Consider the following 20,253-nt stretch of genomic DNA (forward strand, 5'->3'; position numbering starts at 1 on the left):
ACTAAACAAACTTGTATGAAGAGAATTAGACTAATGCGATTATGCAGTCTCTTGATGATCTTTTATTTGTGCTTATCTACTGCGCTGGTTTCTGCGCAAGAAAATCGTACGATTAAAGGAGTTGTAAAAAGTTCAGAAGACAGCCAACCATTGCCGGGCGTTTCAGTTTCTGCTGTAGGGAGCTCATCCGCCGGAACTATGACAGATAAAGACGGGCAATTCCAAATCGTTGTAGAAAAATCAGTAAATACCTTACTTTTCAGAAGCATAGGAATGAATTCAAAGGAGGTATCGATACAAAACAACCAAACGTTGGAAGTTGTACTTACCCCCTCTACACAATCATTAAATGACGTGGTTGTGGTTGGTTATGGTACACAAAAAAAGAGTCTGGTAACTGGTGCTATTGCTTCTCTACGCGCTAAGGATCTGGATATATCCGGATTAATGCGAGCTGATCAGGCCTTACAAGGAAGAGCAGCTGGTGTAAGCGTAATGATGAATAGCGGTCAGCCTGGATCTGGTGTAAGTATTCGCATCAGAGGTATTGGAACCAATGGCTCAAATGATCCCCTTCTCATTGTAGATGGCTACCCAGTTAACGACCTAGAAGGTGTTAATCCAAGGGACATTGAAACCATGGAAGTGCTTAAAGATGCGGCTTCTGCGGCAATCTATGGCGCAAGGGGTGCAAATGGAGTTGTTATCGTCACTACAAAAAAAGGAAAAGCCGGGCAATACAGAGTCAACTACGATTATTATTATGGGATTCAGAATGTAAGAAAATACATTGATGTGCTGGACGCTACTCAATATGCACGCATTCAGAACGAAGCCTATTTCAACTCCAACCTTCCGCTACCTTTCTCGAGCGATGAGATTGCAAAAATGGGCGCCGGAACGAACTGGCAAAAAGAAGTTTCTTACAATAATGCACCTATACAAAGCCACCAGGCTAGTTTATCAGGAGGATCAGATCGCTCTACATTCAACTCCTCGTTTTCGTATTTCAGTCAGGATGGAACACTGGCTAAGGGGAAATCAAACTTCGAGCGTTATACCGGTCGGATCAATACAGAACAAAAATTCTTGGATGGCCTTTTAACCACTGGTGTAAATCTTAATTTCGCCAATGTAAAAAGAGCCGCCATTACCTCAAACGCTGGAAATGCAGGTCCCATACTAAGTGCCATCAATATGGACCCAGTTACCCCGGTAATGAAGGACGATGGTACTTTCGCCATTTCAAGATATGTATCGCAAGAAATTGTAAATCCCATTGCCAGAATATATTATTCGAATGGGGCTTCGGGATATACCCGTCTAATTGGTGATGCATTCGGAGAACTACAAATTCTTAAAGATTTAAAACTCCGCAGTACCATAGGTTATACGTTCCAATATGATCAGGGCAGCAATTATACGCCAATATATTACCTTAACTCCACCAATTTTACCCTTGCATCTGGAGCGAGCAAATCTGCTGCCGAGACCAAAACGTTAAATTTTGAAAATACCTTGACCTATGGTAAAACAATCCAAAAAAACACTTTCTCTATCCTTGTTGGAAATACGATAAGAAAAGGTCAAACCAGTAATGTTTCTGCTTCAAAAAATGGTCTTTTATATGATGACCCTGCTTTTGCCTACCTTGACCTGGCAAAAGACAACACAAGTGCCGCCGCGTCAGGAGGAGCCGGTCACAGTGCCTTCTTATCATATTTTGGCCGATTAAATTATGATTACGATGGCAGGTTCATGGCCACAGCATCCTTTAGAGCCGATGGATCTTATAACTTTGGCTCAAACAATAAGTTTGGGTATTTCCCTTCCATTTCAGCGGGCTGGAATGTATCCAAAGAGCATTTTATGGAAAATGAAACGTGGCTAAATAACTTAAAATTAAGAGCTAGTTGGGGTCAGACAGGGAATGACAATATTGGGGAATACAGTTTTGTCTCTACCATCAGTACCTATGCCCGTAATTATTATTGGGGAGCTAACACACAAATGGTTGGTGCATCACCAAGTAAGATATCCAATCCGGATTTAAAATGGGAAACATCAGAACAAACCAATATTGGCTTTGACGCCGATTTTTTGAATAATTTTAATGCAACCTTTGATGTGTATTCAAAAAAAACCAAGGACTTACTGCTAACACCCCCTATCCCACTTTATGTCGGAAATGGCGCACCTTCAACTAATGGCGCAGCCGTTGTAAACAAAGGAATTGAGCTATCCTTGGGTTATAAAAAAGATTTCGGGAAACTCAACATCAATCTTAACGTTAACGGGGCTTACAATTTCAACAAAGTTACCGAAGTTGGCAATGCCACAGGCTTCATCGTTGGAAGTGACGCCAGCAATCAAATGCAAGGGGTAACCCGTATGCAAGTCGGGTATCCAATGGGATACTTTTGGCTATATGCAATGGATGGCATTTTCCAAAACCAATCAGAAATTGATAAATACGTAGGACCAACCGGAGCTAAAATACAGCCAAATGCGGTTCCGGGAGATATTCGCTATAAGGACTTAAACGGAGACGGAGTAATTGACAGCAAGGACCGTTCTAACATGGGTAGCCCACATCCAAAATACAATTATGGTTTTAACCTAACCATGCGCTATGCCAACTTCGATCTGAACGTTTTCTTCAACGGTTTAGCAGGAAACAAAATCTTCAACAGTCTACATCGTTGGGACCTTCCAACTGCCAATTATCCAATAGAAATTTTAAACAGGTGGCATGGCGAAGGTACCTCGAATACCTATCCAAGAGTAGCAGCAGGAGACGCGAATGGCAATTTTACCAATCCATCTGATTTTTTCCTGGAAGATGGAAGTTACCTACGTTTAAAAAACGTTGCTTTAGGTTATACCATCAAAAACTTGTCTAAATACAAGATCAATAACATTAGATTGTATGCTACAGGCACAAACTTATTTGTCCTCACAAAATACACAGGATTTGATCCGGAAGTTTCCGGAACAGCGCTGGGGATAGGTATAGACCGCGGGGTTTATCCACAACCAAGAACCTTTATTTTCGGTGCAAGTATTGGATTTTAATAACAAACCAGGTATGAAAAGATATATAAAAACTATTGCATTTTTATTAATGTTGGGTTCAACATCATGCAATAAAGAACTTGATTTATTACCCATCACCAGTGATGTGGAAACGAACTTCTATAAAGATCAGAAAGATTGTCTTCAAGGGTTGGTTGCGGCGTATAACGTTCTGCTTTGGGATGCCCCACAGAATCAAAATTCCCCTTTTCAATTGATCAGTGAAGTATTGGGTGATCATTGTTTTACAGGTGGTGCTTCTGTAACGGATTTACCGGGAGTATCCAGAATCGACAGGGGTCAAATCCGCCCGGACGACCTTGGACCAAAAGCCTTTTGGTATAAATACTACACGGGAATTTACCGCTGTAACCTGCTACTTGAAAAAATGCCCAATGCTACTTTTGACACCCCAGGGCTACGCGAACGGTTTACAGCAGAATGCAAATTCTTACGCGCCTTTTATTATTTCGACCTTGTACGTCTATTTGGCAATGTACCACTGATTCTAAAGACACTCGCCCCTTCAGAATACAATCAAACGCAAAGCAGCCCGGAAGCTGTATATGCTCAAATCTCTGCTGACCTTACAGAAGCAATCAATGTGCTACCCGCTTACAAAAACATGCCCCCAACTGAATTGGGCAGGGTAACTTCCGACGCCGCAAGGGGATTAATGATGCGGGTATGGCTATATTATACCGGGTATTATAAAAAACCGGAATTGCCTGGTGTTAGCGCTCAAAATATCCTTAATATCAGTGAAACTTTGATCAATAACAGCGGCCATGATCTGCTTACCAATTTTGCGGATGTATTTACACCTACCCCACCGTATAACAACAACAATAAAGAGTCCGTTTTTGAAATTCAGTACTCTAGTCTTGCTTATAGTGGAAACTTTAGTTATCGCGAAGAGGCCAATGGAAATTTAGCAGTGATGCTTTGGTCAATGCGCGATCCCAATTCTGCCTCACCTTATGCTGCAGGATGGTCCTTTGCCCCGATTGATCCAATATTTTACAATCAGTTCGACAATACAGACTTGCGCAAGGCAGTTACCTTTTTACTCCCTAAATCGCAATCTGTTTCATTTACCCCGGGCTATCAAAACACAGATATTTTCCCTCAAAAATGGGTAGCACTAAAAGTAAATAACTCATCCAAAGGAAATGTGGGGCTAAATTATCCGAATCATTTTATTTCAATCCGGTTTTCAGATGTGCTCCTTATGGCTGCCGAATTACAGCTATTACATGGAGGCTCCACAGCAAAAGCACAACAATACTTTGAAAAGGTAGCAAAACGTGCAAGACCTGCCGGATATGTACCACCTGTTGTATCACTGGATGTAATTTATAATGAACGTGATCTGGAACTTGCCCTTGAAGGTGTTCGCTATTGGGACTTAATGCGAAGAGGTCTTGATTATGCGGCAAGCAAAATCAACATCAACAGAGGTGAGCCTTTTGTGAGCAAATTTAACACTGCTGCGGCTGGATTATTTCCAATTCCTGATTATGAGATCATCCTCTCTAAAAACACATTAGTTCAGAACCCGGGATATTAACCTAATGGATATTTTAAAACTTACTCAGATGAGATATATATTATTAGCTGCTTTTGTATCACTGATTTGTTTATCGTGTACAAAAAAGCCCTCTCTTGAAGATCCAATTCCTTCAGAAGACGTCAACATCATTGTACAAAAAACGGATACATTAAATGTATATCGTTTTATCAATGCTAAAATTGGGAAAACTGCTACTGCACGCTGGGACCTTGGCAACAATCAAAAAGCGGTTGGTGATACTGTGATTGGCAGATATCCCTTTAAAGGAAATTACACCGTAACACTCACTGTTTTTAATGGGTTAACTGCTGTAGATAAATCAGTCCTGGTTTCATTTAATCAGGACAACATTAATCTGGATCCCTTTTATGGTCTTCTTACCGGTGGCGCTACCGCCACGGCCGGGAAAACCTGGGTACTGGATTCACTCTCAGATGCTCATGTTAAACTGATCAATTCCGGCTCCACTACTCCCTGGAATAAGCTTGCCAAAAGCGGGAAAGGGGTTTACGATGATGAACTTAACTTTAAGCTGGCCGGTTTTGAATGTACATACAACAACCATAATACGTCTTATGTCCATGGAGGAACCATTGACGGCATTACTCAATTCCGTTTTAAAGAGCTTAATGCAAACTGGGGCACAGCAACCAACCCGGTAGCGGATGGCGGCGATTTGACGATAAATTATACACCGGCAAAGCCTGTTCAGAAATGGACAATGGAGATCAGAGGTGGCAAGCACTACCTTCGCTTGTATGATGGTGCTTTCTTTTTCTTCTACAGGGGATGCGCAGATATTATCGAATATGAGATCAGTTCTATTTCAGAAAATGAAATGATTGTAACCCATACAGAAACTATACCTGCTTCCAGGGCAGCCAGCGCCTGGAAAGATGTCTATTTATTAATCCGCAAAGGCTACGTAAGATAAACATTATGAAAAGAACCTATTTTTTTAGAAATATAATTTGCCTGGTTATCCTTGCAATTACCGTTCTGCAGGCTTGTAAAAAAGACAATGAACGTCCTAAATCATTACCGGATCGTATGGAGATCCTGGATACAAAGTCTAAGGTTAACGGAAACCTTGTTGAAAGTCTAGTTCTTTCTGCAACCAATACCTTTACCCTGTCTTTTAAAAATGCACCTACCGGTACATCTGCAGTCATCAGTGCTGAAGCGGTAAATGGAATCTCCATCCCCGCAACAACAGTAGAACTCAATGGCACATCAAGCGTAAATGTGCCGCTCACTGGAAAACCTACCACTGACGGAACCTTTGTGCTGGTGGTAAACATAAAGGTTAACGGCACTACTTATGTGTGCAGTAAAGAGTTCTATGTCGATCTTGCAACGGTTACCGCAATCGATTTTGCTCTGGCAGAAACTCCACTGTTAAATGTGAATAAGGTAACTGATATCGATTTTGATATTTATCCAAAATCTACTGTATTTACGATTGTTCCTTCACCAAATCTGACGGCGGAAATCATTAATGTCTCCCCTACAAAGAGAACTTTAAGGATTACCCCAACCGCTCAGTTTACAACAGGTACGGTTGCCATTACGGCTACTTTTATGGCTATCGCCCCGGTAACCAGAACGCTCAGCTGTAACGCATTTGCCGCTGGTGCCGGAACTACGGCTGCACCATTTGAAATACCGGATGCAGATCGTATGAACAGAATTGCTTACGCCCTATCTGGCAATTTCAAATTAACCAGCGATTTTACTCAAACCACTGCTACAACCTCAACAAGCACATTTAACGGAACTGTTGATGGCAACGGCAAAACCATTACCGGCCTTACCATTACTTCTTCTGCGGATAAATCAGGGTTATTTGCTGAGCTTGGTCCAAACGCCATGGTTAAGAATCTCATCCTTAAAAACGTTAATATTACCGGTCAAAACAATACCGCAGCACTCGCCGGCATTAATCGAGGCAGTGTAAGTACTGTAACGGTTAGCGGAACAATTAATGGAGGCCTGTTTGTTGGCGGTATCTCAGGGACCAATTATGGATCTATTACCACATCAGATGTAAATGGCCTTACTATAAAAGGGCTTAATAGCATAGGTTCATTAACTGGTGGTGTAAATACGGGTTCATCACAAACGTCCAATGTTGTACTGGTACTTCCTGATACCTTCCCAACAGAGGTTTATGGAATAGCATCGGCTAAAACAGTCGACTTTGTTTTCGCGCCTTCTGATGGGACAATTGCTGTGTTGACTACACCTGCACTATTGACTGCAGCCCCTGTATCTGGTCAACAAAAGCTAACCTTAACACCTCAGGCAGGCTTTTTAAGTGGCGACCTGCAAATTTCAATGCAAAAAAATAATTTATCTGCTGTTAGAACGGTTAAAATATTCTCAAAACAAGCAGGTTCATTTTTTGATGGAGGAGACGGTTCTGTAGCTAGTCCTTATATCATTTCTAATGAATCCGCTCTGGATTATGTGAGAAATGATGGTACTAAAAATTATAAAATCGTAGCAAACATTGCGTTAACCAAACCGTGGACGCCAATCCCTACTTTCAGCGGAACGCTAGATGGAGGGAAATTTAAAGTGACCGGGCTAACCATCAACTCAACAACTGCAAATGATGGTTTCATCAACACCAATACAGGTACTATCAAAGATATTCAGTTTCTGAATGTAGATTGTAAAACCAACGCAGCATTTGGGGTGATAACTGGTAAAACCACAGGTGGAACCATTCAAAATGTTGTAGTTACGGGATCTGTCATTTCTACAAATACGGGCGACCTCCTAGGCGGTATCTCAGGTGAGCTATCTGCCGGTGGTAAGCTTACGCAGTGCTATACCAACCTCAACATTTCTGCATCATGCGGGATGATTGGTGGAATTGCAGGCAGACTAACCACTTCTACCGGAGCAATCACAGAGATTTCTTATTGTACAACCACTGGAAGCCTGGAAATTACTGCTTCTAAAAACAGAATTGCCGGCATACTAGGACGCGCTGAAGGAACTGTATCCGGGGGAATTATTAAAAACTGTCTTTCCACAGTAAATATTACAGCTACAGTAGCAGCGGCTACCACCGCAAATGGTATTGGAGGTATCTTTGGTGCAGATCAGAATGCAAATATTGTCCCTATTGATCAGTGTATGTTTAGCGGTTCAATATCTGCAGGCTTCTCAATTGGTGGCATCGCAGGTGTAGGGTCAACAATTACCAACTGCATTGTAAAAGGTAAAGGACCACTTGCTACACAGCCAATGCTGAGTGCAGCGAGCACAACCCCTGCAACGGGAAATATAGGTGGTATTGCAGGAACCAATAAAACCAAACTGGAAAACTGCGTAGTTAGAGAAGTAACTATTAAATCCGTAATTACGCCAGCAGGATTTCCAAATGCCGGCATCGCCAGTACTTATCAGAACAATGGTTATACCAAGAATAGTTTCGTTGCCAATACCTCAATCGAAGGTTCAAATACTGCTCCAAACTGGGATAATAATTTCAGGATTTCGGGAACAGCAGCCAATGGAACCGGAGTAAACAGCAGCAACTTTGTAGGCACAGGTGTAACGATCGTTGGCCGTACAAGTGCCATTACGAACGATCTGAACGGCTTAGATGGACAGGTTAAGACTCAGGCAGAGCTTACACAAAGCTTTTTCCAGGGTATTGGTTACGACTTTGCGATCTGGAAAATAGATACTGATGGATATTTATCCTTAAAAAATGTTGGTTACAATGGTACACTTCCAACACCATAAAAGATATAGCATAACAAATTAATGATTAAATTGATGAAGATGATTAAGATTTTAAACCTGTTATTTATTGGTTGCTGTACGGCCATTATGGGCTGCTCAAAAAGCAATGTATATATACCAACAAAAGCTGTGTCGGGCAATTATACAGCCACAGGCAAAAAGGGTGCTGATTTTAGTACGAACACTAAAAATGGAACCTGGTGGGGCAATACCATCACACTGCAAAGTCACTGGTTCTATACCTGGGGTACTTCAGTTCCTTTCGAACTTGTACCACAAAACTGTGAATTTGTACCGATGTTCTGGAGTAAAGCAAATGTAACGGATGCCAATATTGCCTACGTAAAACAGTTAAAAGACCAGGGGAGGGCTAAATATGTACTTGGCTTTAATGAACCTGATCTTGCTGACCAGTCGAACATGACCGTACAGGATGCACTGGCTTTATGGCCACAACTTGAAACGATTGGGTTGCCGCTAGGCAGCCCAGCGGCTTCATGGCCAACCAGGCAATGGATTTATGATTTTATGGATCAGGCCATCGCTCAAAAAAGACGTGTTGACTTTATCTGCGTGCATATGTATGTGGGCACTGATGATGTTGCATTTATAAATGTACTCCAGGATCTATACAACAAATACCATAAACCCATCTGGATTACCGAATTTGCAACTGTTTCGGATAAAGCCACTACTATGGCAGAAAATCCCTTTACTCCAGACATGGTATTGGCCTTTATGCAGCGATTGTTACCTAAACTGGAAGCCCTAGATTTTGTGCAGCGCTACTCCTGGTTCTCGGGTTCACCAACAAGTTCTCGTTTGTGGCCTTCGTCATTGGTTGATGCCAATGGCAATCTAACTAAACTTGGAAAATGGTATTCTGAATTTAAACCAAACACAGAAATCAAACGGTAACTTCACAAATAACAAAGGCCCCGACACAAAACGTCGGGGCCTTTACATATCATTGATCCTGCTATAAAAACAGGAAGAAAATTAAGCTTTTTTGAAACGCTCAGCTACAGCATCCCAGTTCACTACATTCCAGAAAGCAGAGATGTAATCAGGACGTCTGTTTTGATATTTCAGGTAGTAAGCATGTTCCCATACATCCATACCTAGAATTGGCGTACCCTTTACCTCTGCGATATCCATTAAAGGGTTATCCTGGTTAGGGGTAGATGAAACTACTAATTTTTTATCAGCACCAACGCTTAACCAAGCCCATCCTGAACCAAAACGAGTTGCACCAGCTTCAGCAAATTTAGTTTTAAAATCAGCGAATGAACCAAATGCGGCATTGATTGCATCAGCTAAAGCACCTTTAGGCTCTCCACCTTTGTTTGGACCAATAACTTCCCAAAACATTGAGTGGTTATAATGACCACCACCGTTGTTTCTTACTGCAACAGGAAACTTAGAGATGTTTTTTATAATTTCTTCGATGCTTTCGTTTGCTTCAGGTTTGCCTTCTAAAGCTTTATTTAGGTTAGTAACGTAAGCCTGATGATGTTTACCATGGTGGATTTCCATAGTTAATTTATCGATATGCGGTTCTAATGCGTCTGTAGCGTACGGTAACGCAGGTAATTCAAAAGCCATACTATTATGATTTAAGTTTAAATAATTATTTAATTTATGCCAACGATTGGTTAATTGCCGACTTCAACAGCAAATATAACAATCAAGGGTTAAGTTTTGTTCAATACTTTGTCAAGTTTAGCCCCTTTTATTTTCGAAAAACTTTTTCATCAAAGCCCCACATTCCAGGGCAAGAACACCGCTCTTCACGGCTGTTTTTGGGTGTAATAAATTAGCTCCTTTTGTGGTAAAACCTCTTTTGGGTTCAGGTGCTCCGTATACCAATTTGCCGATCTGGGTCCAGTAACTTGCGCCCGCACACATCACACAAGGCTCAATGGTTACGTATAAAGTACAGTCCTTTAAATATTTGCCTCCAAGGGTTTGTGATGCTGCTGTAAATGCCTGCATTTCTGCATGAGCAGTTACATCATTCAACTGCTCGGTTAAATTGTGCCCACGACCAACTATACGGCCTTTACAAACTACTATCGCTCCTATCGGGATCTCTTCGGCCTCGTAAGCTTTTTGCGCTTCGTGTAAAGCCAAACGCATAAAATGCTCATCTTCTGCGGCAGGGTTTTCTTCTTCTGAAAAATTATAAAAGCTCATGGTCCAAAGATAGTATTATATCATTTTACTCCCATTAGGAACTTTTCCATTTAAAGTAGTTAACACAATATCTCCGTTTTCATCCGCAAATCCGGTCACCAAAAACTCCGACATAAATTTACCGATCTGCTTTTTAGGAAAATTGACCACCCCTACAATCTGTCGACCAACTAATTCTTCTTTCGTATACAGCTTTGTGATCTGTGCAGAGCTCATTTTAATGCCCAATTCTCCAAAATCCACTTTTACCTTATAGGCTGGTTTTCTAGCTTCCGGATAATCAAAGACTTCTAAAATGGTTCCCGCACATAATTCAACTTTCTCAAAGTCGTTCCAGATTATTTCTTCCATGCCGTGAATTTACAATTTATTATCTTTGTCGCCATGATCGATGTAATACTTAAAAAAGGCAAAGAGAAAGCTGCTGTGCTGCGCCATCCCTGGATTTTCTCAGGTGCAATTGATAAAATTAAAGGAAAGCCCGAAAATGGTGAGGTGGTAATTGTAAGGTCAGCCGAAAAAGAATTTCTTGCCTATGCCTATTATAATGATCAATCAAGGGTGGCACTCCGCTTGTTAGAGTGGGATGAAAACACCACAATAGATAAAAGCTGGTATCAGCAGAAACTAAAGGCCGCTATTGCTTCGCGCGCTCATGTATTAAATGCGGAGACCAACACTTGCAGATTGGTATTTAGCGAAGCGGATTTTTTACCTGGTCTTATAGTGGACAAGTATGCCGATTTCTTATCATTACAAGTATTGAGCGCCGGAATTGAGGCCGTACAAGAAGATATCATTGATATATTAAGACAAGAACTAAACCCTAAGGGAATATTTGATAAAAGTGATGCCGGTGCACGCAAGCACGAAAACTTGGAGCCTGTACAAGGATTGCTTTGGGGAGAAACACCTCCAGAATTTATTGAGGTAAAAGAAAACGGCATTCTGTATCACATCAACATTGCTGATGGGCAAAAATCAGGGTTCTATTGTGATCAGCGTGACAACAGGCAGATCCTGGCAGCCTATACAAAAGACAAAACCGTATTGGACTGCTTTTGCTACAGTGGTGGTTTTACATTAAACAGCTTAAAATATGAAGCTGCACATGTAACCAGTGTAGACAGCTCGGCCCTGGCCATTGAAACCTTGAAACATAACCTTGAACTGAATGGTTTTAGTGCGGATAAACAAACCAGTATCCAATCGGATGTGAACAAACAGCTCCGTGCTTTTAAGGAGGAAGGAAAAACCTTTGATGTACTGGTATTAGATCCCCCTAAATATGCGCCTTCCAGATCGGCTTTAGACCGCGCTGCAAGGGCTTACAAAGACTTGAACAGGCTTGGCATGCTCCTGCTAAAAGAAGGCGGTATACTGGCCACTTATTCTTGTTCGGGTGCTGTAGATCTGGAAACCTTTAAACAGATCATTGCCTGGGCTGCATTAGATGCGGGCAGAGAAGTTCAGATCATAAAACAGTTTAGTCAGCCTGAAGACCACCCGGTAAGAATTTCCTTCCCTGAAGGGGAATACTTAAAAGGACTACTACTAAGAGTATTATAAGCACATAGAAAGGGGCGTTATCCATTGCCTGATAACGCCCCTTTTCTACAATAACTAATCTTCCGGTAATTGATCATACTCTCCTTTGAGCGCATAATAGCCAAATATCACCAGGCCGGCGCTGATTGGAATAAAGATGAATAATATAATACCCCATTGCAAAGCGGTGTTTGTTTTATGCACCCCTTCTTCGGCCAAACCTATTTTTTCAATAGCCTGCATAAACAGAAATATAATAGACGCAGGACCCAATATGATCCAAACTACTCCTAATGCTTTTTTTAATGCGTTCATAATCTGAATGTTTTTAATGATTTTCTGATTCAGCCTCGTTATGATCAGGCTTTTTATTAGATAAATAAACTGTTCCTATAACCAAACTCAAGGCGGCTATCCCTATTGGATACCATAAGCCTGATAAAGGCGTAGCACCCGAGAAACTGACAATAAGCGTTGCAATAAATGGCACCAAACCTCCAAAAACACCATTACCAACATGATAAGGTAAGGACATCGAAGTATACCTGATCTTGGTAGGAAATAGCTCAACTAAAAAGGCCGCTATCGGCCCATAAACCATCGTTACCAGTAGGATCTGGAAGAAAATTAACAGTACAAATTTCCAGAAAGTGGGGGTTGATAGCTTTTTATCCTTATAAACATCAGGCAACTCAACAACTGGTTTACCTGCATCTGCGAACTTAGTATGTGATTGTATCTTCTTAAATGACGAACCGTCCAATAAGGTTACCATCGAACTCGTTGAAATCAAGCTGTCTGTTGTTCCGACTACAGCCGTCCGCATAACTACCGGATTAGAAATTTCTTTTATATCCTTTTGCTCTACCTTCGAAACATCGGTGTCGTCCAGGAAAATCTGATAAATAGGACGATAAAATATCACACCCAATAGCATTCCGGTAAGCATAATCCACTTACGACCTACTTTATCGCTCCAGGAACCAAAAACAACAAAGAATGGTGTAGCAAAAGCAATTCCCCACAATAGAATATACCTTGAATCATTAAAATCAACATGACAGGTATTCTCTATAAAGGATTGTGCATAAAATTGTCCCGTATACCAAATCACTCCCTGCCCCATAGTGGCTCCAAACAAGGCAAGCAACACCATTTTAAAATTCGTTTTATTGTTGAAACTTTCCTTTAAGGGGTTTTTAGATACTTTTCCTTCTGATTTTAGCTTGCTAAACATTGGCGATTCATGCATCTTCATCCTGATGTAGATAGAAACCCCAACCAATAGGATTGAAAGCAGGAAGGGTATCCTCCAGCCCCAGTCTGCAAAGCTATCTGCACCTACCAGGTTTTTGGTTAACACAATGATCCCAAGAGATAAAAATAGCCCTCCGGTAGCTGTTGTCTGAATCCAGCTGGTAAAAAAACCCCTCTTATTAGCAGGAGCATGTTCAGCAACATAAGTAGCCGCTCCCCCGTATTCCCCTCCAAGCGCCAGGCCTTGTATCAGTCTTAATATTAACACCAGTATAGGAGCTGCATAACCGATACTTGAATAAGAAGGAATTAACCCAATTAAAAAGGTCGACCCACCCATTAGGACAAGGGTTAATAAAAAAGTATATTTCCTACCAATCAGATCACCCAGGCGACCAAATACCAGTGCGCCAAAAGGACGGACAATAAACCCGGCAGCAAAAATAGCCAATGTATTAATTAAGGCTGAAGCTCCGGCATCTGCAGGGAATAATTGTGATCCAATAATGGTAGCAAGACTTCCAAAAATGTAAAAATCATACCATTCAATCAGCGTCCCCAGTGACGAGGCGCCTATAACTTTAAAAATACCGGTTTGTTGTGGTTCCTGGCTCATATTTGGTTTAAAATGTTTGACTTAAAAAATAAATCTACAATTTATTAATGAATGATGAGCACAGCACTCCTGTAAAAGTTATTCCTCTTCTTTAAAGAAAACCTTGTAATAGTTCATGTACTTGTCGTCATCAAATCCTTTTTCAATCAGCTCCTTGTCGCCATGAATATAGATATGGAAATTCTTATCCAGCTTTAATACGCTTTTATAAGCACGGGCCTGCTTTTTTACCGCAGCACCTGAAATGTCAAAACTATCCGGAATAGGCTGATCAAACTCTTCTTCGAAGCTTTTCTTATAATTTTTAAAGGATTCAATTCCTTCTGTATTGCCAATAACCTCGTTAGAAAACTCCTCCAGGTCAAAGCTCTCTTTCTCTTTGAAATACTTCATCGATTTGTTTAGCAAATCGATCTTATCAGCTTTTGAAATTTCGAATTCCTCATCAAGCTTCTCTGTTACAAAGTTTTTATACACGCCCAAAACACCAGCAGTTTGATTGAAACTATCATTTCTGATTTTAAGCTTTAAAAACTCATCCTTCCAGTAAACGGCCTCTGCACTTCTTTGATCAATTACAGCGACTTTGAAGCCTTCTTCCTTATCGACATTAAAGATCAGGCAGCCTTTATCCAGCTTATTGATATTAATCGCTTCCTGTTCATAACTTAAGCCAAAACCATCCTGCTCAGGGAAAACTTTTAAGTAGCTTTCCTTCGTCTCAGATTTAAAGATTCCGATCGCATCATGAAGCTCTCCTTCTATCTGTACATTTTCAAAATAAGCCACATACAACTCCCCTGACTTAATCTTTGGATGCCCGGAAACATCATATAGATATTTAGCCAACTGCTTACTGTTCTCATGGAATGTTTCACCATTCTCAAATATCTCCGTAGCAAAATGATAAGCTTCATTCAGATTCAAATCACCATTTGGATGAATAAACCGGTAAACTTCATTTACCTTTCCATAAGGTGACAAAAAATATTGTTGTAATAAATTACTCAAAGTAATGTCTCTGATCTCAATTGATTTTTCAGACAACACATAAAATTCATCTTCGGATTTATTTCCGATTCGGTGTATAGATAATTCGGCCAGTGAGGCCTCAAAAAAAGAAATCATTCAGAAAAATTAAGCTTTGGTTTCGTGTTCATTAGGGACATTGCGTAGCTCAACCGGCTTCTTCGCATTTTTTTTCATCTTCAAATTCAGCATTTCTACTAAAATAGAGAAGGCCATGGCAAAGTAAATGTATCCTTTAGGGATATGCTGATCAAATCCTTCAGCTAATAGTGAAACGCCAATTAGCAACAGGAAGGACAAAGCCAGCATTTTTACTGTAGGGTGATTATTTACAAAATTACTGATTGCACTTGCAGATACCATCATGATAATTACCGCTATAACAACCGCAGCAATCATAATTTCTACATGTTCTGCCATACCAACAGCGGTAATTACTGAGTCTAAAGAGAAAACAATATCCAGTAATAGGATTTGTACAATTACACCGGTAAATGAATATACTTTTCCTTTAATTTCCTTCTCTTCCTCACTTTCCAGCTTGTCATGAATCTCGTGGGTACTTTTATAAATTAAGAACAATCCTCCTACAATCAGGATCAGATCGCGACCTGATATGGCCAGTTTACCAAGCCATTCCGAGTTGGATATATTTAACAACGAACCTATGTTAAACAGGGGTGCAGTTAGGGTCATTACCCAGGTAAGGGACAAAAGCAGCAACACCCTGGTGATCATTGCTAAAGCCAAACCAACCTGACGCCCTTTTTTTTGCTGATGTGCAGGTAGTTTGCCCGACAGGATAGAGATAAAGATGATATTATCTATCCCCAAAACGATCTCGAGAACCGTTAGGGTTAAAAGTGAGATCCAAGCTTCCGGGCTACTTAAAAGTTCCATATAGTAGTTATATAGCCGCTAAGATATAAAAAAGCCTGCTGATAAATCAACAAGCCCTTCAGTTGTTTATTCTAATTTTTCAATTGACAACCGTCGATCCATAGCTGGAAATCAGTTTTACTTTCGAATTACCACCACCTCCTATTTTACCGGTATATCGTTTATCCTTTTTATTTTCTTCAAGTTTTACTGAAATTCCGGGCCCGTACTTAAATGATGATTTACTAGTAATTGCTTCTAAACTACCATTATAGTTATTGTTAAATTTGATGCCGGTTTTTACATAGGCACATTCTACAATTAACGACTGGCAATCGGTTCCTACATCACCAATATTTAAACTGTTGTATTGAACATTCAGTCTGCCGTAACCATTTAAATGTCCGATCTTTACACTAGTGTATTGAGCATCTAAATTTAGCCCATTGACGGCACCTATGATGAGCTCACTATATTGATGGGAAATCTTAGCCGGTCCTTTAATTACTCCAATTTGAGCACTGGCATAAGCAGCATCCAGGTTCAATTGTCCAACTGTGCCAATAATTAACCCGGCGCCATATTGTTGCGAAATACTTGCTTTTTCTGTAATCGTATTGATCTTTACAGCTGCATAGGCCGCATTTAGAGACAGCGTACCAACGGTCCCAATCATTAAACCATGTCCATATTCCTGTGAAATTTTAGCTTTGTTGATATTTTTAACTAGGGTACTCCCATAGCTGATAGAAAGATCATTATTGCTATTTTTCAGCTCTCCTGCAACAAAATCGCCGTATTGAACTTTTGCAACGACTGAGCCGCTAAAATCGCCAATATTTACATTTCCGTATTGATGTGATAGTGTCAGATTATTCGTTTCAGGCATGTAGACCAGAACCTCAAATCTGATTTTCTTCCCGTTTAGCGGTTTATCACCAGAAAGCCTTGTTTCTAAAACTACTGCTCCTTCTTTTTTAACAGCATTTACTGTTACCATTTCTGATAATTTTCGGGCATCCAATTCTGGACTTCCATATAGGATAACATCAAGCTTCACCTCATTCTTATTCCATGTCCTGACAGTCAATGCGCCATACTGATTATCTAGAATTACTTTGTCTGAAGCATTTACCGCAAAAGTCTTGCTGATTTTGCTCAGCCCGGGATCCTGCTCCTCAACTTCCTGTCCTATTGGCAGCGCAATTCCGGTATGTGAAAACGACGTTGTCCCAACAGCATAAATAGACTGCCCACACATAAGGCAAATTATACAAATGGCAATGCCGATTATTCTACTTAATTTTTTCATAACCTATTTTCTCTTTTATAATTATTAACCTGGCTGATTACAGATAATTGCTGGCTTACAATCTGCAATTGCGTTTCCAGATTATAAGCCATTGCCTTAACCACAGTTCTTTGATCTGGACTGTGTAATAGTTCTTTTTTCAACTGTTCATAATCTTTGTTCAGTTCATTAAGATCTTCATTAAATTTCTTGTATAGGTCAGGATTGTCTTTGGCATAAATCAACAAACTGTCCCTTTTCTCTTCGATTAAGCTAGCAAACCTTATTTCCCCTTTTTCATATCCAAAATTTGTTGCTGAAAGTTCAGGCCTACTATTCCTTCCATAAAACTTAAATAAGCCTACAATCCCCACAACCAATAGGATAGATGCGGCGATATTCAACCAAAAAGGGAACTTCCGCCTATCTATTTTTCCCTGATTTAGTCCGGCTTCGATTCTTCCCCAAAGTTGATCTGATGGGATTTCAACATCGAAATCCGCCTTGTTTTTTTTAATGTAATCCTCAATATCTTTCATCTTTTACCCCTCCCTTTATCAAAAAATCATTTAATTTTAATTTAGCCCGCATAAATTGTGATCGTGATGTTCCTTCAGAAATTTTTAATACATGAGCAATCTCACTATGGTCGTATCCCTCAAGTAGGTACAAGCTCAATATCACCCTATGTTTGTCCGGAAGACTCATGATTGCTTGCCTGATTTCTTCTGCCTTCAACTCCAAACCGAACAAACCATCATCCTCATCCTCAACAATATCCATCTCATCAATATTTACAAAATCCACTTTTCGCTTTCTCAACTGATTGATAGATTTATTGATCACGATTTGCTTTAACCATAAACCGAATGTCGTTTCACCCCTAAAGCTATCGATCCTTGTAAAAACATCTAAAAAAGACTCCTGTAAAATATCCTCTGCTTCCTCTTCAAAATTTACAATTCTATATGCCACATTGTACATAGCCTTACTGTACAATTTGTAAATTTCAAACTGTGCCTTACGATCCCCTTTCCTGCATTGATCTACAAGAGCGATATGCTTATCTATGTATGTTGTTTCCAATATTTTCTTATTCGTTATATATGACAATGTAAATTCCGAAACGTTGCATCTTTATTTAAAAATTCTTGAATATATCAAGTAAAATCATCCTGGTTTGAAATATGTGGTTCAAAATGAATATTTTTGCTACTTAATACTTTAATACTAATGCTAAGAACAACTACTTGCGGCGCTTTAACCATTAAGAACCTGGGCGAAAACGTAACCCTATGTGGCTGGGTTCAGAAATCAAGAGATTTAGGAGGAATGACTTTCATAGACATTCGTGACAGGTATGGCATAACTCAATTGGTTTTCAATATGGATGATAACCGTGAATTGTGCGAGGCTGCTCGTAATCTGGGCCGCGAATTTGTCATCAAAGCAATCGGACAGGTAGTAGAGCGTTCTAACAAAAACCTTAAAATGCCGACGGGTGAAGTCGAAATAAAAGTCACTGCACTTGAGGTGTTAAATGCTGCAAAATTACCTCCGTTCATGATTGATGATGAAACTGATGGTGGTGATGATTTACGCATGAAATACCGCTATTTAGACTTACGCAGAAACCCTGTCCGTAATAACATGATCTTGCGTCATAAAATGGCACAAGCTGTTCGTCGTTATTTAGATGGGCTGGACTTTATTGAAGTAGAAACGCCTGTTTTAATCAAATCTACACCGGAAGGTGCAAGAGATTTTGTGGTACCAAGCAGAATGAATGCAGGCGAATTTTACGCTTTGCCTCAATCACCACAAACGTTCAAACAATTGCTAATGGTTTCCGGATTTGATCGTTATTTCCAAATCGTAAAATGTTTCAGAGATGAAGATTTACGTGCTGATAGACAACCTGAATTTACACAGATTGACTGTGAGATGTCGTTTATTGAGCAGGAAGACATACTAAATACTTTTGAGGGATTGATCCGTACCTTGTTCAAAGACCTTAAAAACTTTGATTTACCGGAAGTTCCAAGAATGCAATACGCTGATGCCATGCGTTTATACGGTTCTGACAAACCTGACACGCGTTTTGAAATGCAGTTTGTAGAATTAAATGACATCGTTAAAGGAAAAGACTTCCCTGTATTTGATAATGCAGAACTGGTTATCGGTATCAATGCTAAAGGTTGTGCAAACTATACACGTAAACAGGTTGACGAATTAACTGACTTCATTAAGCGTCCACAAATTGGTGCCACAGGCTTAATTTATCTGAGACACAATGAAGATGGTTCATTAAAATCTTCTGTAGATAAATTTTACAGCGAAGACGAGCTTAAAAAGTGGTCGACAGCCCTTGACACCCAACCTGGAGACTTAGCGCTTCTAATGGCAGGAAATACAGATAAAGTACGCAAGCAGCTGAGCGAATTGCGCCTGGAAATGGGTACCCGTTTAGGTTTACGTGATAAAAACAAATTCAGCGCCCTTTGGGTACTTGATTTTCCGCTATTGGAATGGGATGAGGAATCAGAGCGTTACCATGCTATGCACCACCCTTTTACTTCTCCAAAACCGGAAGATATTGCCTTATTGGATACCAACCCGGGTCAGGTTAGGGCAAATGCTTATGACATGGTGGTAAATGGTACTGAAATTGGTGGTGGATCTATCCGTATCCACGACAGAGCACTTCAAGCCTTAATGTTTAAACACTTAGGATTCTCTCCTGAAGAGGCGCAGAAACAATTTGGCTTTCTGATGGATGCCTTTGAATTTGGTGCACCTCCACATGGTGGGATTGCCTTTGGATTTGACCGGTTGTGCTCTATTTTCGCTGGCTTAGATAGTATCCGCGATGTAATCGCCTTCCCTAAGAATAACTCTGGAAGGGATGTAATGATTGATAGTCCTTCTACAATTGATGAGAAACAATTGAATGAACTAAAAATAAAATCGACAGTTTAGTTATCAAGCGATTATCCACAATTACTACAAAAAACCGGAAAATAAGGA

General features: G+C 40.2%; 17 protein-coding genes. 7 read left to right on the top strand and 10 right to left on the bottom strand.

Annotated features, from left to right (window positions below; all coding sequences use genetic code 11):
* Window positions 1-15 precede the first annotated feature (15 nt).
* The 5 genes from P0Y49_20925 to P0Y49_20945 are packed head-to-tail and all read left to right on the top strand — an operon-like array spanning window position 16 to window position 9,328.
* Complete coding sequence (locus P0Y49_20925; protein ID WEK19242.1) at window positions 16-3,075, top strand: TonB-dependent receptor; 3,060 nt, start codon at window positions 16-18, stop codon at window positions 3,073-3,075.
* A gap of 13 nt (window positions 3,076-3,088) precedes the next feature.
* Window positions 3,089-4,645: a RagB/SusD family nutrient uptake outer membrane protein gene (locus P0Y49_20930; protein ID WEK19243.1), complete on the top strand. Its 1,557-nt coding sequence runs from the start codon at window positions 3,089-3,091 to the stop codon at window positions 4,643-4,645.
* A 28-nt stretch (window positions 4,646-4,673) separates the two neighbouring features.
* Complete coding sequence (locus tag P0Y49_20935; GenBank protein WEK19244.1) at window positions 4,674-5,582, top strand: PKD domain-containing protein; 909 nt, start codon at window positions 4,674-4,676, stop codon at window positions 5,580-5,582.
* 5 nt (window positions 5,583-5,587) lie between these two features.
* Complete coding sequence (locus P0Y49_20940; protein ID WEK19245.1) at window positions 5,588-8,410, top strand: hypothetical protein; 2,823 nt, start codon at window positions 5,588-5,590, stop codon at window positions 8,408-8,410.
* A gap of 39 nt (window positions 8,411-8,449) precedes the next feature.
* The gene (locus tag P0Y49_20945) at window positions 8,450-9,328 is read left to right on the top strand and encodes a glycosyl hydrolase (protein WEK19246.1); all 879 of its coding nucleotides are present in this window, start codon (window positions 8,450-8,452) and stop codon (window positions 9,326-9,328) included.
* Window positions 9,329-9,409: 81 nt separating this feature from the next.
* Here the strand turns inward: P0Y49_20945 and P0Y49_20950 are convergent, their stop codons facing one another.
* The 3 genes from P0Y49_20950 to P0Y49_20960 form a co-directional block, all read right to left on the bottom strand.
* A complete protein-coding gene (locus P0Y49_20950; protein WEK19247.1) occupies window positions 9,410-10,015 on the bottom strand; it encodes a superoxide dismutase in 606 nt (201 codons plus the stop codon).
* A 117-nt stretch (window positions 10,016-10,132) separates the two neighbouring features.
* The gene (locus P0Y49_20955) at window positions 10,133-10,606 is read right to left on the bottom strand and encodes a nucleoside deaminase (GenBank protein ID WEK19248.1); all 474 of its coding nucleotides are present in this window, start codon (window positions 10,604-10,606) and stop codon (window positions 10,133-10,135) included.
* A gap of 15 nt (window positions 10,607-10,621) precedes the next feature.
* Window positions 10,622-10,957, bottom strand: a complete 336-nt coding sequence (locus P0Y49_20960; GenBank protein ID WEK19249.1) for a tRNA-binding protein — start codon at window positions 10,955-10,957, stop codon at window positions 10,622-10,624.
* 33 nt (window positions 10,958-10,990) lie between these two features.
* Between P0Y49_20960 and P0Y49_20965 the strand changes: the two genes are divergently transcribed.
* Window positions 10,991-12,175 (top strand): class I SAM-dependent rRNA methyltransferase, encoded by a 1,185-nt coding sequence (locus P0Y49_20965; GenBank protein ID WEK19250.1) that lies wholly within the window; start codon window positions 10,991-10,993, stop codon window positions 12,173-12,175.
* Between the two features lie 54 nt (window positions 12,176-12,229).
* Here the strand turns inward: P0Y49_20965 and P0Y49_20970 are convergent, their stop codons facing one another.
* From P0Y49_20970 to P0Y49_21000, 7 genes are all read right to left on the bottom strand, one after another.
* A complete protein-coding gene (locus P0Y49_20970) occupies window positions 12,230-12,469 on the bottom strand; it encodes a hypothetical protein (protein WEK19251.1) in 240 nt (79 codons plus the stop codon).
* 13 nt (window positions 12,470-12,482) lie between these two features.
* Window positions 12,483-14,027 carry an MFS transporter gene (locus P0Y49_20975; protein ID WEK19252.1) on the bottom strand — a complete coding sequence of 515 codons (1,545 nt, stop codon included), beginning with the start codon at window positions 14,025-14,027 and terminating at the stop codon, window positions 12,483-12,485.
* Between the two features lie 78 nt (window positions 14,028-14,105).
* Window positions 14,106-15,155: a nucleoid-associated protein gene (locus P0Y49_20980; protein ID WEK19253.1), complete on the bottom strand. Its 1,050-nt coding sequence runs from the start codon at window positions 15,153-15,155 to the stop codon at window positions 14,106-14,108.
* A 9-nt stretch (window positions 15,156-15,164) separates the two neighbouring features.
* Window positions 15,165-15,956 carry a TerC family protein gene (locus P0Y49_20985; GenBank protein ID WEK19254.1) on the bottom strand — a complete coding sequence of 264 codons (792 nt, stop codon included), beginning with the start codon at window positions 15,954-15,956 and terminating at the stop codon, window positions 15,165-15,167.
* A gap of 79 nt (window positions 15,957-16,035) precedes the next feature.
* On the bottom strand, window positions 16,036-17,247 hold the full coding sequence (locus P0Y49_20990) for a hypothetical protein (protein WEK19255.1): 1,212 nt from the start codon (window positions 17,245-17,247) through the stop codon (window positions 16,036-16,038).
* A complete protein-coding gene (locus P0Y49_20995; protein WEK19256.1) occupies window positions 17,244-17,765 on the bottom strand; it encodes a hypothetical protein in 522 nt (173 codons plus the stop codon). Before P0Y49_20995 ends, P0Y49_20990 begins: the two co-directional genes overlap by 4 nt.
* Window positions 17,752-18,312 carry an RNA polymerase sigma factor gene (locus P0Y49_21000; GenBank protein ID WEK19257.1) on the bottom strand — a complete coding sequence of 187 codons (561 nt, stop codon included), beginning with the start codon at window positions 18,310-18,312 and terminating at the stop codon, window positions 17,752-17,754. Before P0Y49_21000 ends, P0Y49_20995 begins: the two co-directional genes overlap by 14 nt.
* A 147-nt stretch (window positions 18,313-18,459) precedes the next feature.
* On the opposite strand from P0Y49_21000, the gene aspS reads away from it, so the two are divergent.
* Window positions 18,460-20,205 carry an aspartate--tRNA ligase gene (aspS, locus tag P0Y49_21005; GenBank protein ID WEK19258.1) on the top strand — a complete coding sequence of 582 codons (1,746 nt, stop codon included), beginning with the start codon at window positions 18,460-18,462 and terminating at the stop codon, window positions 20,203-20,205.
* Window positions 20,206-20,253 lie beyond the last annotated feature (48 nt).

The sequence above is a fragment of the Candidatus Pedobacter colombiensis genome (assembly GCA_029202485.1).
GTDB classification, from domain to species: domain Bacteria; phylum Bacteroidota; class Bacteroidia; order Sphingobacteriales; family Sphingobacteriaceae; genus Pedobacter; species Pedobacter colombiensis.

Excerpts from the sequence above, each read along its gene's own strand:
- P0Y49_20925 (WEK19242.1), top strand. The coding sequence starts at position 16 with ATGAAGAGAATTAGACTAATGCGATTATGCAGTCTCTTGATGATCTTT.
- P0Y49_20930 (WEK19243.1), top strand. The coding sequence starts at position 3,089 with ATGAAAAGATATATAAAAACTATTGCATTTTTATTAATGTTGGGTTCA.
- P0Y49_20935 (WEK19244.1), top strand. The coding sequence starts at position 4,674 with ATGAGATATATATTATTAGCTGCTTTTGTATCACTGATTTGTTTATCG.
- P0Y49_20940 (WEK19245.1), top strand. The coding sequence starts at position 5,588 with ATGAAAAGAACCTATTTTTTTAGAAATATAATTTGCCTGGTTATCCTT.
- P0Y49_20945 (WEK19246.1), top strand. The coding sequence starts at position 8,450 with ATGATTAAGATTTTAAACCTGTTATTTATTGGTTGCTGTACGGCCATT.
- P0Y49_20950 (WEK19247.1), bottom strand. The coding sequence starts at position 10,015 with ATGGCTTTTGAATTACCTGCGTTACCGTACGCTACAGACGCATTAGAA.
- P0Y49_20955 (WEK19248.1), bottom strand. The coding sequence starts at position 10,606 with ATGAGCTTTTATAATTTTTCAGAAGAAGAAAACCCTGCCGCAGAAGAT.
- P0Y49_20960 (WEK19249.1), bottom strand. The coding sequence starts at position 10,957 with ATGGAAGAAATAATCTGGAACGACTTTGAGAAAGTTGAATTATGTGCG.
- P0Y49_20965 (WEK19250.1), top strand. The coding sequence starts at position 10,991 with ATGATCGATGTAATACTTAAAAAAGGCAAAGAGAAAGCTGCTGTGCTG.
- P0Y49_20970 (WEK19251.1), bottom strand. The coding sequence starts at position 12,469 with ATGAACGCATTAAAAAAAGCATTAGGAGTAGTTTGGATCATATTGGGT.
- P0Y49_20975 (WEK19252.1), bottom strand. The coding sequence starts at position 14,027 with ATGAGCCAGGAACCACAACAAACCGGTATTTTTAAAGTTATAGGCGCC.
- P0Y49_20980 (WEK19253.1), bottom strand. The coding sequence starts at position 15,155 with ATGATTTCTTTTTTTGAGGCCTCACTGGCCGAATTATCTATACACCGA.
- P0Y49_20985 (WEK19254.1), bottom strand. The coding sequence starts at position 15,956 with ATGGAACTTTTAAGTAGCCCGGAAGCTTGGATCTCACTTTTAACCCTA.
- P0Y49_20990 (WEK19255.1), bottom strand. The coding sequence starts at position 17,247 with ATGAAAAAATTAAGTAGAATAATCGGCATTGCCATTTGTATAATTTGC.
- P0Y49_20995 (WEK19256.1), bottom strand. The coding sequence starts at position 17,765 with ATGAAAGATATTGAGGATTACATTAAAAAAAACAAGGCGGATTTCGAT.
- aspS (WEK19258.1), top strand. The coding sequence starts at position 18,460 with ATGCTAAGAACAACTACTTGCGGCGCTTTAACCATTAAGAACCTGGGC.